This is a genomic window from Cupriavidus basilensis, assembly GCF_008801925.2.
Classification (GTDB): Bacteria; Pseudomonadota; Gammaproteobacteria; order Burkholderiales; family Burkholderiaceae; genus Cupriavidus; species Cupriavidus basilensis.
Map to the genome: position 1 here is coordinate 4,513,475 of NZ_CP062803.1, position 12,857 is coordinate 4,526,331.

The following is a 12,857-nucleotide window of genomic DNA, read 5'->3' on the forward strand; positions in this document are numbered from 1 at the left end:
TGAAAAGGCCCGGCACCCTGGAGTGCCGGGCCTTGCCCGCATTTTGCGCTAATCAACCGGTGGCGTCAGCCACCTTGCCACGCGCCGAGCGCCGGGCCAGCCAGCCCAGGATGCGCGGGATCAGCACCACCGCCACCGTCATGGCCAGGATGGTGGCCGAGATCGGCTGGGTCACGAAGATCGACCAGTCGCCCTGGCTGATCGACAGCGCATTGCGCAGCTGCTTCTCGGCGATGGGCCCGAGGATCATGCCCACGATCACCGGTGCGGTGGGGAAGTCGAAGCGGCGCATGGCCATGCCCAGCACGCCGATGATGAACAGCAGCAGCAGGTCGAACCACGACTGGCGGATGCCGTAGGCGCCCAGGCCCGCGAAGATCAGGATGCCGCCATACAGCAGCGGCGTGGGGATGCGCAGCATGCGCACCCACAGGCCTATCGCCGGCAGGTTCAGCACCAGCAGCATCACGTTGCCGATGTACAGCGATGCCAGCAGGCCCCACACCAGGTCGCCCGAGGTCTGGAACAGCATCGGGCCCGGCTGCAGGTTGTAGTTCTGGAACGCCGCCAGCAGGATCGCGGTGGTGTTCGAGGTGGGGATGCCCAGCGTCAGCAGCGGAGCCAGCGTGGCCGTCACGGCGGCGTTGTTGGCGGCCTCGGGGCCAGCCACGCCCTCGATCGCGCCCACCGTGCCGAACTCATCCTTGTGCTTGGACAGCTTCTTCTCGGTGGCGTAAGACAGGAAGGTCGGGATCTCCGCGCCGCCGGCCGGGATCAGGCCGAAGGGAAAGCCGATGATGGTGCCGCGGATCCAGGCCGGCACCGAGCGCTTCCAGTCCGACTTGGTCATCATGACCGAGCTGAGCTTGTTGAAGCCGCCCGCGGGCTGCGGGAAGAAGGCGTTGAACAGCGCCTCGCCCACCGCGAACAGGCCGACCGCGACCACCACGATGTCGATGCCGTCGTACAGCTCCTGCACATTCATCGAGTAACGCGTCTGGCCCGACAGCGAGTCCATGCCGATCAGGCCGATGCCCAGGCCCAGGAACAAGCTGGTCATGCCGCGCAGCAAGGACGAGCCCAGCACCGCCGACACCGTGGTGAAGGCCAGCAGCATGATCATGAAGTACTCGCCGGGCCCGAACTGCAGCGCCACGTCGGCCGCGACCGGCGCGAACATCGACAGCAGCACGGTGGCGATGGTGCCCGCGGCGAACGAGCCGATGGCCGCGGTGGCCAGCGCCGGGCCGGCGCGGCCGCTCTTGGCCATCAGGTTGCCTTCCATCGCCGTGACCATGGTCGACGACTCGCCCGGCGTGTTCATCAGGATGGAGGTGGTGGAGCCGCCGTACATGGCGCCGTAGTAGATGCCGGCGAACATGATCAGCGCGGCGGTGGGTTCCACCTTGGCGGTCAGCGGCAGCAGCATCGCTACCGTGAGCGCGGGGCCGATGCCCGGCAGCACGCCGATGGCGGTGCCCAGGAAGCAGCCCACCAGGGCCCACATCAGGTTGATTGGCGTGATGGCGATGGCAAAGCCATGCATCAGCAGGTTAAGCGTATCCATGGATCATCAGCTCCGTTCAGAACCCGGCGACGGGCAGCAACGGCAAATTGATGCCGAGCAGGAATTCAAACAGTGCCCACATCGGCAACGTAATGCACAGGCCGATCAGGGCGTCGCGCACAAAGCGCTTGCTGCCGTAGCCACGTGCCACGCAGACCATCAGCAGGGTCGACGCCAGCACAAAGCCCAGCGTGCCGATCAGCGCCATATTGGCCACCAGGCCGGCGGCCACCCACAGGAAGCCGCGGAAATTGTGCGGGGCGTCAGGCAGCTCGGCGTCTTCTTCCGGCATATTGCGAAAGCCGCCGCGAATGCCTTGCCAGGTCAGCGCCGCGCCGCATGCGGCCAGGCCGATGGCAACCAGCGTGGGCATGAAGCGCGGCGACAGGCCGGCATAGCCCTCGTCGCCGGAGATGCCCGACAGGCCGACGAAGTAGAAAGCGGAGAGCAGCAATACGGCAATGCCGATCGCCAGGTGTGAGGGTTTCATGATTAGAAGTGGCTCCTTCAAGCGGTGCCTGCGGCCGTGTTGTCCGGCCCTTGGCGTCCCGCGGTTTGTCGTCCCCGCTTAAGGCGGGGGTCCGGCGATGTGTAGTTTGGTTTTTGGGTATCGCAGGTGGACACCGGACCCCCGCCTGCCGCATGCGCACCGAGCGTTACGGTGCGCCGCAGGCAGGGCCGACAGGTAAAACGCTGAAACGATCAAGCAGTGAAACGCTCAGGCGGGGCAGCTTACTTTGCTACGCCCAGCTCGCGCAGCGAACCGCCCAGGCGGGCCGACTCGCTGTCCACGAACTTGCCGAACTCGTCGCCGGTGAGCAGGAACGGAGTCCAGTCATTCTTGGCCAGCGTTTCCTTCCACAGGGGGGTCTCGGTCGCCTTGACCACCGCATCCACCAGCGCCTTGCGTTGCTCGGCGGTGATGCCCGGCGCGCCGTACACGCCGCGCCAGTTGTAGATCTCCACGTTGATGCCCTGCTCCTTGAGCGTCGGGATATCGGCGGTGCGGTCCTTGGAGGTCACGGCCAGCGCGCGCATCTTGCCGCTCTTGATGAAGGGCAGGAACTCGGACACGCCGGCCAGGCCGACGGTCACGTGGCCGCCCAGGATCGAGGCCGAGGCTTCACCACCGCCCTGGAAAGGCACGTAGTTGATCTTCTTCGGGTCCACGCCGCTTTCCTTGGCCACCAGGCCCGCCAGGATGTGGTCGATCGAACCCTTGGAGCCACCGCCCCAGCTCACGCTGCCCGGGTTGGCCTTGAGCTGCGCGGTCAGGTCCTTCATGGACTTCAGCGGCGAGTTCGCCGGCACGGTGATCACCATGGTGTCGGCGAACAGGCGAGCGATCGGGGTGGCGTTCTTCAGCGTGACCGGGGGATGGTTGGTTTCGATGGCGCCGACCATCACCGCGCCGGTGACGATCATCGCGTTGGGGTTGCCCTTGTCGGTATTGACGAACTGTGTCAGGCCGATGGTGCCGCCCGCGCCGCCCTTGTTGTCGTATGAGGCCGTCTTGGCCACGCCGGCGGAAACCAGCGCCGCGCCTAGCGAGCGGCCGGTCTGGTCGAAACCGCCGCCCGGGTTGGCGCCGATCATGAACTTCACGCTGTCGAGCGCGAACGCGGGCGCGGCAGCCACGGTGGCGGTGATCGCGGCCGAAGCCATGACGACGTGGGCAAAGCGATGAATCGAACGACGCATTACGGTCTCCTGTTCTTGTTCAGAGGATTGCCGGTGAACGGTTGCCGGCGTTGCTGGCGAGGACCGACCCCGGAGGTATCCGGCTGGCAGTGAAAGTGAAGCGGGCTGTCGGGGGCGGGAGAGTCGTGCGGTGCGCCGGCCCTGCGTGCGTTGACCGGGTGGCTCGGCGTTGTCTCCTGTCCCTGGCAGCGCTTGCATGCCGGACTTGTTCTTTGGCTTTCTGACTTGGTCTGGCCGGTACGGCGGCCATGGCGCGATTCTAGGGGGTAGAAACTGTCAAAAGGCTGTCAATTTGTCAGGTAATGGGGTGGGGTTTACGTGGGGATGGATGTATGGACATTTGCTTTTTTAGACTTTTTGGTCTTTTTAGCGCCCTCTCATGTCTTCTCATTCCCCGATCGGCAGCGACAGGACCGCCCGAACCCCTTTGCCCTGCAGCGCGATTCCCAGCGCGACCGTTCCCCCGAAGCGTGCCGCCATTTCGCGGGAAATCGCCAGCCCCAGGCCGGAGCCCGGTTCCACATTCCCGACCCGGCGGTAGAACCGTGCAAATACCTTCTCGCGTTCCTCGGCAGGAATGCCGGGCCCGTCGTCCTCCACCACCAGGCGGGCGGCGTCCCCGATGCGCGCGGCGGAAAGCGTGATGCGGCTGCCGCGCGGCGAATACTGGATCGCGTTGTGGACAAGATTGGCAAAGGCTTCGCGCAACAGCGCGGCATCGGCCCGTACCGGCAGCGCCAGTCCCTGCGGCCGCTCCCAGCCAAAGTCCTGCTGCTTGCCGCGCGCCAGCGGCAAGTAGTCCAGCGCCACCTGCTCGGCCACGGCCACGGCGTCGATCAGCTCCAGCGGTTCGGCGTCGCCGGGCGCGTCGCTGCCCGGGTGCTGCCGTACCCGCGCCAGCGCCAGCAACTGGTTGGTCAGGCGCGCGGCCTGCTCCAGCTGCGTGACGATGCCGCCTACCGCCTCCCCTGCGGCATCCCGCGCGCGCGCCGGGTCGGCGCTGGCGCAAAGCTGGCGCTGGGCGAATTCGGCTTGCGTCTTGAGGATGGCCAGCGGCGTGCGCAATTGGTGCGCGGCGTCGGCGATGAATTGCGCCTGGGCCTGCGTCATGGCGGCCGAGCGCGAGACGTGCAGGTTGACCGCATCGACCAGCGGGCGGACTTCCATGGGCACATGGTCGAAGGCCAGCGGCGTGAGGTCGTCGGCGGAGCGCGCCTGCACGTCGTCGCGCACGCGCGCCAGCGGGCGCAGCACATAGGTGATGCCGGCCACCAGGATGCCCGCGCTGATCAGGATCAGCAGCACGTCGCGCGCCAGCGCACCGCGCCACACGGTGGCGATCAGTGCAAAGCGCGGCTCGGCGGTTTCGGCCACCTGCACGATCACGCGCATGTGGGCGTTGGGGCGATACACCGGGTGCGCCAGCACGGCAATGCGCACCGGGTCGCCGCGATAGTCGGCGTCGTAGAAGCGCGGCTGGTTGCTGGCGATCGCTCCCTTGGGCAGCGGCAGGTCGTCGTAGCCGGTGACGGTTTCGATCTTGCCGTTGCGCTCCAGCGAGACGCGGTAGAAGACATGGGTCTGCGCCGCGGTTTCGAACATCTCCATGGCGGCGTCCGGCAGCGCGATCTGCACGCTTTCGCCGGCCATGCCGATGGCGTTGTCGATGGCGCGCACCGAGCCGTACAGCGAGCGGTCGTACGCTGCGTTGGCGGCATCGCGCAGCGTGCCGTAGGTCAGCCACGTGTCGAGCGCCATCATGGCCGCCAGCGCGGGCACGAGCAGCAGCAGCAACTGGCGGCGCAGGCTGCCTTGCAGCCAGCGCCGCAACCAGTGCCGTGGCAGGCGGCGCAGCATCAGGGCTGTCCTTCCGGTTCCAGCAGGTAGCCGAAGCCGCGCAGCGTGACGATGGTCACACCGTGGCCCGAGAGCTTCTTGCGCAGCCGGTAGACCAGCACTTCGATGGCATCGGGGCTGACGTCGGCATCGAGCGAGAACACCTTGTCGAGCAGTTGTGCCTTGGTCAGCGGCTGGCCGCTCTTGGCCAGCAGCGCGCCCAGCAGGGTCGATTCACGCGGGGTCAGCGCGAGCGGCGCCCCTTCGAGCGTGAAGCTGCGCGTTTCGCCGTCGAACACCAGCGTGCCGCACTGCAGGCGCGGATGGGCGCGGCCGCGGCTACGCCGGATCAACGCCAGGATGCGGGCTTCCAGCTCGGCAATGGCAAAGGGCTTGGGCAGGTAATCGTCGGCGCCGAGGTTGAGGCCGCGCACGCGCTCGTCGAGCGTGTCTTGCGCGGTCAGGATCAGCACCGGGGTGCGGTCGTCGCGCCCGCGCATGGATTTGAGCACGGCCAGCCCGTCCTTGCCGGGCAGGCGCAGGTCCAGCACCACCACGTCGTATTCCTCGGCCATCAGCCGCGCCTCGGCCTGCAGGCCATCGGCCACATGCTCGATGACGAAGCCGCCCTGCTCCAGGGCACGCGCAACCCAGCGCGCCAGTTCAATCTCGTCTTCCACCAGCAATAAGCGCACGGCGGTCCTCCCCTGCCAGATAAGCGTCCGTTTGAAATCATGCGAAGGCTTTGCCGCCATGGCTGGCAAGGCCGCCGCCCCCGCGAGGACACGCCGCGGGCGCTTATAATACCTCCGCCCCGGGCTGCGCGCGGCGAGTGCGCCATGGCCCCTTTTGGCCACCGATGTCACCACCGATGGTTCCCGCCTTGCGCAAGCTGCCCCCTTCCCCATCCCCCTTGCTTTCCCCCTTCGTGCCTTCTTCCACGGTTGCCGGACTACCCGCAAGCTGGCACCGGCGGCGCGTCATGACCGGTGCCGCAGCGGCTACGCTGGCGGGGCTGAGCCATGGCGTGCATGCCCAGGGCGTGCCGCCGGTGCCGGCGGGCTACCCGGCAAGCTACGCCGAGATCATCGCGCGGGGCGTGCAGGAAGGCTCGGTCAACGTGCATGCCTCCACCGACGTGGAGATCGCGCGGCCGCTGCTGGCCGCGTTCGAGGCACGCTACCCTGGCATCAAGGTGCGCTATCAGGACCTCAATACGCTGGAGCTGAACGGCCGTTTCCTGGCCGATAGCGCCGCGCTGGGCGCGGGCCAGGTGGGCGGCCCCGACTACGCCGACGTGCTATGGAGCACGGCAATGGACCTGCAGATCAAGCTCGTCAACGATGGCCATGCCCTGCGCTACCCCTCGCCCGAGCGCGCCGGCCTGCCGGCGTGGGCTGCCTGGCGCGACGAAGCCTGGGGCACCACCTTCGAGCCTGCCGTGATCGTCTACAACCGCCGCCATTTTGCCGGCATGCGCACGCCGCGCAGCCGCACCGGCCTGGCGCGCCTGCTGCAGGAAAACACACCGCGCTGGCGCCAGCGGGTGGTGACCTACGATGTCGAAAAGTCCGGGGTGGGCTACCTGCTGGCGCAGCAGGACGCGCGCATGGGCGATGAGTTCTGGTACCTGGCCCAGGCGCTGGGGCGCTGCGGCGTGCAGTTGTCCGCGTCCACCGCGAACATGATCGAGCGCATCGCCTCCGGCGAATTCGTGATGGGCTACAACCTGCTGGGTTCGTACGCGCTGTCGCTGATGGAGCGCGGGGCGGAGATCGATGTCATCGCGCCGCGCGACTACACGCTGGTGATGTCGCGCGTGGCCTTCATCGCGCGCCGCGCGCCCCATCCCAACGCGTCCCGGCTATGGCTGGATTTCCTGCTCTCGCGTGCGGGCCAGACGTTGCTGGGGCAGAGCGCCTCGCAGCTCTACACGATCCGCACCGACACCGAGAGCGAGCACACCGCCGCGGCGCTGTCGGAGCGGCTGGGCTACGCGCTCAAGCCGATCAGCGTCGGCCCCGGCCTGCTGGCGGCGCAGGACACCCTGCGCAAGCGCAATTTCCTGGCGCGCTGGCGCGAGGCCGTGCGCGGCTGAGTGGCTCGCGCGCCGCTGTGGCGATCAGCCCGGTAGCGCTTTGGTGGCGAGAGTCTGCGCAGCCCGCCTGGTCTCGGTCTCGGCCTCGGCCTTCTTCTTGGCTTCCTGGCACATCGAGGCCACTTCTTCCTCTAGCTTCGGCACGGGACGCGCCACATAGCCCTGGCGCAAGGCCGGCGAGAGCTTGAGGGTGTCGATGAAGGCATCGGCCACCCGCTCGGCATTGCTCTCGAGATCGAAATCCTCGGGGGCGAACAACCAGTGCGACAGCATTCCGCCAATCGAGGCGTGGAACACATTGACGGCCAGGTCCAGGTCGAGGTCGGCCGGCAACTGCCCGCGGTCGACAGCCATGCGCAGGTGCTCGCGCATCTTCACCGTGCCCTCCTGGTGCGACTGGCGCTGCCGCTCGAAGATGGCGCCGTTGTCCGCCACCATCTCGCACTTGTGGAAAACGATCTCGAACACGCGCCGCCATTGCGGGTTTTCCACGGTCTGGCGCATCACAAAGGCGCAGATGTCGCGGATGCTGGCAAGCGGGTCTTCCTGGCTGGCGATGCGTCCCGGCTCGCACAGGGCCTCGAGCGGCAGGTGGACGCGGTCGGACATTGCGGCGAAGACATCGCTTTTGTTCTTGAAATGCCAGTAGATGGCGCCGCGCGTCACGCCGGCCGCCTCCGCGATATCGGCTAGCGAAGGGCGGGCAACGCCGCGGGCGTGAAAGACCGCCTCGGCCGCGTCGAGAATGCGATGGCGTGTTTCAAGCGCCTCTTCCTTTGTGCGTCGGACCATGATGTTCTCTGGTGCCGGCCACGACGGACCGGTCTGGTTCTGTCTCCCTGAGTGCTGGCAGTGAAGCCCGCCTTGCACTGTGCGCGCCGCGCTGGCGCGTTAGGACGTGGGTTATATAGAGCGGTTATCGCCGCGTTGCAACAAGTTCTTACATACATGCTTGAATGTATATATAATACGCGTTCGCCTGACTTTCGGCCAGCCCATCGGCGTGATGGCCTGGCAGACGGCGGCGCGCACCGCTCCACGGTTCACGCTGCCATGTCGGCATGTCGTTACTAATTTGCAACCTTTCGTCGCATGTGCCACGTCAGTGTTGCAAATTGTGGCTAGCATTACTCTTTTTGCCCGCCTCTGTGCCATCTGCCAGCGGTGGGCCGCGCCGTATCCGGAAGCGACACCGGGAGCACATGCGGCCGATCTCAAATTGCCATCATGGGGTTATCGATGAGGAAGTCCCAACGTATTACTTGCGTTGCCGCTGCCGTGTTGTCGGCGCTTGCGCTGTCCGCCTGCGGCGAAAAGAAGCCACAGGGCGGCGCCATGCCGCCGCCGGAAGTGGGTGTCGTTACCGTCACGCCTACGACCGTTTCTGTCATCAATGAACTGCCGGGCCGCCTCGAAGGCGTGCGCACCGCCGAAGTGCGGGCGCGGGTTGCCGGCATCGTGCTGTCCCGCAACTACACGGAAGGCGGCGAGGTCAAGGCAGGCCAGTTGCTGTTCAAGATTGATCCCGCGCCCTACCAGGCACAGCTCGAGTCGGCCAAGGCCAGCCTTGCCCGCGCCGAAGCCAACGCCGTGGCCGCCCGCCAGAAGGCCGAGCGCTACAAGCCGCTGGTCGCCGTCAACGCGGTGAGCAAGCAGGAATACGACGAAGCCGTGGCGGCCGCGGGCCAGGCCACTGCCGACATCGCCTCGGCCAAGGCGGCCGTTTCCACCGCCCAGATCAACCTCGGCTACACCGCCGTCACCGCGCCCATCAGCGGCCGCGTGGGCCGCGCGCTGGTGACCGAAGGTGCGCTGGTCGGCAGCGGCGAAGCCACCAAGCTGGCCACGGTCGAGCAGGTCGACCCGATCTGGGTGACCTTCACCCAGCCCGCGAGCGAAGTGATGAAGCTGCGCCGCGCCATCGAGAGCGGCAAGGTCAAGGGTGTCGACGGTGGCGCGCGCGTCCACCTGTTCATCGAGGACGGCCGCGAGTACGAGCAAACCGGCAAGCTGCTGTTCTCGGACATGACGGTTGACCCGACCACCGGCGCCATCACGCTGCGCGCGCAGTTCCCCAACCCCAAGCGCGAGCTGCTGTCGGGCACCTTCGTGCGCGTCAAGATCGAGCAAGGCGTGGACGAAAACGCGCTGACCGTGCCGCAACGCGCGCTGATCCGCAATGCGCAAGGCGCATCGGTGATGGTGGTGGGCGGCGACGGCAACGTCGCGGCCGTGCCGGTCAAGGCGCCCCAGGCCATCGGCGAGAGCTGGATCGTCACCGAGGGCCTCAAGGGTGGCGAGAAGGTGATCGTCGAGGGCTTGCAGAAGGTCAAGGTCGGCGCGCCCGCCAAGGCCGTGCCGTTTGTCTCGAAGACCGCCGCCGCCTCGGCTCCCGACGCGCAGCCGGCCGCCAGCGGAGCCTCGGCTCCTGCCGCGGTGACCGCGGACAAGGCCGACGCCAAGCAGGGCTAATCACAGCGCAATTCGAAGGGAGCCAGTGTTATGGCCAAGTTTTTTATTGACCGGCCGGTGTTCGCGTGGGTGCTTGCGCTGATCATCGTGCTGGGGGGCTTGCTGTCGGTGGTGCAACTGCCGATCGCCCAGTACCCCAACATCGCCCCGCCGACGATCTCGGTCACGGCGACCTATCCGGGCGCATCCGCCAAGACGCTTGAAGACTCGGTCACCACGGTGATCGAGCAAGAGCTCAACGGCATTCCCGGGCTGCTTTACTACAACTCCACCAGTGAAGCCACCGGCCTGTCGACGATCACGATCGCCTTCCAGCCGGGCTCCAACATCGACCTGAACTCGGTCGAGGTGCAAAACCGCCTCAAGCGCGTGGAAGCGCGCCTGCCGGCGGAAGTGCGCCAGCAGGGCGTGCGCGTGGACAAGGCCGGGAACAACTACATGATGTTCCTGACGGTCACGTCCAAGTCCGGGCAGGCCGACGCCATCCAGCTGGGCAACTACATCTCGTCCAGCGTGATCGACTCGATCCGCCGCGTGCCGGGCGTGGGCCAGGCCGACCTGTTCGGCACCGAGTACGCCATGCGCATCTGGGTGGACCCGGCCAAGCTGACCGGCTTCAACCTGACGCCGCAGGACGTCACCGCCGCCATCTCGGAGCAGAACGTCCAGGTCGCCGTGGGCGAGCTGGGCGGCACGCCGTCGCCCAAGGGCACGGAACTCAACGCCACCGTCACCACCGAGAGCCGCCTCACCACGCCGGAGCAGTTCGCCAACATCCTGCTGCGCACGAACCCGGACGGCTCCTCGGTGCGCATCAAGGACATCGGCCGCGTCGAGCTCGGCGGTGCCGACTACTCCACGCTGGCCCGTACCAACGGCAAGGCGTCGGCGGCCATCGCCATCAAGCTGGCCCCGAGCGGCAACGCCCTGGCCACGGCCACCGCGGTGCGCGCCAAGATGGAAGAGCTCTCCAAGTTCTTCCCGGCCGACTACCAGTACACCGTGCCTTACGACACCTCGGCCTTCGTCAAGATCTCGATCGAGGAAGTGATCAAGACCCTGGTCGAAGCCGTGGTGCTGGTGTTCCTGGTGATGTACCTGTTCCTGCAGAACATCCGCGCGACCATCATCCCGACGGTGGTGGTGCCGGTGGCCCTGCTGGGTACCACGGGCATGCTGCTGGCCTTCGGCTTCTCCATCAACGTGCTGACGATGTTCGGCATGGTGCTGGCGATCGGTATCCTGGTGGATGATGCGATCGTGGTGGTGGAAAACGTCGAGCGGATCATGAGCGAGGAAGGACTCTCGCCACGCGACGCCACGCGCAAGGCCATGGGCCAGATCACCGGCGCTATCGTCGGCATTACGCTGGTGCTGACCGCGGTGTTCATCCCGATGGCGTTCTTCTCGGGCTCGGTGGGTAACATCTACCGCCAGTTCTCGCTGTCGCTGATCGCGTCGATCGCGTTCTCGGCGCTGCTGGCCCTGACGCTCACGCCGGCGCTGTGCGCCACGTTGCTCAAGCCGGTCGAGGCTGGCCACCACCATGAGAAGAAGGGTTTCTTCGGCTGGTTCAACCGCACCTTCGCACGCGCCGCCACCGGCTACCAGAGCATGGTGGGCCGCATCCTGGCGCGCGCCGGGCGCTACCTGATCATCTACGCGCTCATCATCGTCGGCATGGTGGTGCTGTTCAAGCGCCTGCCCTCGTCCTTCCTCCCCGAGGAAGACCAGGGCTACATGATCACGGTGGTGCAGCTGCCCAACGGCGCCACGCAGGAACGTACCATCGGCGTGCTCAAGCAGATCGAGGACTACTACCTGCAGAAGGAATCCAAGGTGGTGGACCAGATGATCACCGTGGCGGGCTTCTCCTTCTTCGGCCGCGGCCAGAACGGCGGTATCGCGTTCGTGCGCCTGAAGGACTGGAAGGACCGCTCCGGCAAGGACGAGACCGCGCAGGCACTGGTTGGCCGGGCGTTTGGTGCGCTGTCCTTCATCAAGGACGCCATCATCTTCCCGCTTAACCCGCCGGCAATCTCCGAGCTGGGCAACTCCTCGGGCTTCGACTTCCGCCTGCAGGACCGCACCGGCCAGGGTCACGCCAAGCTGATGGAAGCGCGCAACATGATGCTCGGCATGGCCGCGAAGAATCCTGCGCTGGTGGGCGTTCGCCCCGAAGGCCAGGAAGACGCGCCGCAGCTGCAGATCGACATCGACCGCGAGAAGGCACGCGCGCTGGGTGTTTCGGTGGCCAATATCAACTCGACGCTGGCCATCGCGTTCGGCTCATCCTACGTCAACGACTTCATCTACGAAGGCCGTGTGCGCAAGGTGATCGCCCAGGCGGACGGCAACGACCGCAAGCTGCCCGACGACCTGACCAAGCTGCGCGTGAGGAACAGCAACGGCGACATGGTTGCGTTCGCTGCCTTTGCCACCTCCAAGTGGATCATGGGCTCGCCGCGCCTGGAGCGTTACAACGGCTTGCCGGCGGTGAAGATCGCTGGCCAGGCCGCTCCGGGACGCAGTACCGGCGAAGCCATGAAGATCATGGAAGACAACTTCGCCAAGCTGCCGCCGGGCTTCGGCTTCGAGTGGTCGGGCCAGTCTTATGAAGAGCGCCTGGCCGGTTCGCAAGAGCCGATGCTGTACACGCTGTCGCTGATCATCGTGTTCCTGTGCCTGGCCGCGCTCTATGAGAGCTGGTCGATCCCGGTCGCGGTGCTGCTGGTGGTGCCGCTCGGCGTGCTCGGCGCGCTGCTCGGCGTGACCCTGCGCGGCATGCCCAACGACGTGTACTTCAAGGTGGGCCTGATCGCGACGATTGGCTTGTCGGCGAAGAACGCCATCCTGATCGTGGAATTCGCCAAGGATCTGCAGGCCCAGGGCCGCAGCGTCATCGACGCTACGCTCGAAGCCGTGCACCTGCGGTTCCGCCCGATCCTGATGACCTCGATGGCCTTTATCCTGGGCGTGCTCCCGCTGGCGATCGCCAGCGGCGCGGGCTCGGGTGGCCAGCGCGCCATCGGTACCAGCGTGATCGGCGGCATGATCACGGCCACGGTGCTGGCGATTTTCCTGGTGCCGGTGTTCTTCGTGGTGATCCGTAGCCGCTTCAAGGGCAGCAAGCGCGAGCAGATGCTGAACGAGCAAGGGCTCGAACCCAAGGAAGGAATCTGA

The 12,857-nt window shown here is 66.5% G+C and carries 9 protein-coding genes; 3 read left to right on the top strand and 6 right to left on the bottom strand.

What is annotated here, in order from left to right:
- Positions 1-52 precede the first annotated feature (52 nt).
- From F7R26_RS20720 to F7R26_RS20740, 5 genes are all read right to left on the bottom strand, one after another.
- Positions 53-1,567, bottom strand: coding sequence for a tripartite tricarboxylate transporter permease (locus F7R26_RS20720; protein WP_006162311.1), 1,515 nt, complete (start codon positions 1,565-1,567; stop codon positions 53-55).
- A gap of 16 nt (positions 1,568-1,583) precedes the next feature.
- Positions 1,584-2,057, bottom strand: a complete 474-nt coding sequence (locus F7R26_RS20725; RefSeq protein ID WP_043350988.1) for a tripartite tricarboxylate transporter TctB family protein — start codon at positions 2,055-2,057, stop codon at positions 1,584-1,586.
- Positions 2,058-2,299: 242 nt separating this feature from the next.
- The gene (locus F7R26_RS20730) at positions 2,300-3,268 is read right to left on the bottom strand and encodes a tripartite tricarboxylate transporter substrate binding protein (RefSeq protein WP_150986401.1); all 969 of its coding nucleotides are present in this window, start codon (positions 3,266-3,268) and stop codon (positions 2,300-2,302) included.
- Positions 3,269-3,655: 387 nt separating this feature from the next.
- Positions 3,656-5,125, bottom strand: coding sequence for a sensor histidine kinase (locus F7R26_RS20735; RefSeq protein ID WP_150986402.1), 1,470 nt, complete (start codon positions 5,123-5,125; stop codon positions 3,656-3,658).
- On the bottom strand, positions 5,125-5,799 hold the full coding sequence (locus tag F7R26_RS20740) for a response regulator (protein WP_043352486.1): 675 nt from the start codon (positions 5,797-5,799) through the stop codon (positions 5,125-5,127). Before F7R26_RS20740 ends, F7R26_RS20735 begins: the two co-directional genes overlap by 1 nt.
- 287 nt (positions 5,800-6,086) lie before the next feature.
- On the opposite strand from F7R26_RS20740, the gene F7R26_RS20745 reads away from it, so the two are divergent.
- Complete coding sequence (locus F7R26_RS20745; RefSeq protein WP_150986403.1) at positions 6,087-7,202, top strand: ABC transporter substrate-binding protein; 1,116 nt, start codon at positions 6,087-6,089, stop codon at positions 7,200-7,202.
- A gap of 24 nt (positions 7,203-7,226) precedes the next feature.
- Here F7R26_RS20745 and F7R26_RS20750 read toward each other — a convergent pair whose 3' ends face one another.
- A complete protein-coding gene (locus F7R26_RS20750; protein ID WP_150986404.1) occupies positions 7,227-7,994 on the bottom strand; it encodes a TetR family transcriptional regulator in 768 nt (255 codons plus the stop codon).
- A gap of 447 nt (positions 7,995-8,441) precedes the next feature.
- On the opposite strand from F7R26_RS20750, the gene F7R26_RS20755 reads away from it, so the two are divergent.
- Complete coding sequence (locus tag F7R26_RS20755) at positions 8,442-9,674, top strand: efflux RND transporter periplasmic adaptor subunit (protein WP_150986405.1); 1,233 nt, start codon at positions 8,442-8,444, stop codon at positions 9,672-9,674.
- Positions 9,675-9,704: 30 nt separating this feature from the next.
- A complete protein-coding gene (locus F7R26_RS20760; RefSeq protein WP_150986406.1) occupies positions 9,705-12,857 on the top strand; it encodes an efflux RND transporter permease subunit in 3,153 nt (1,050 codons plus the stop codon).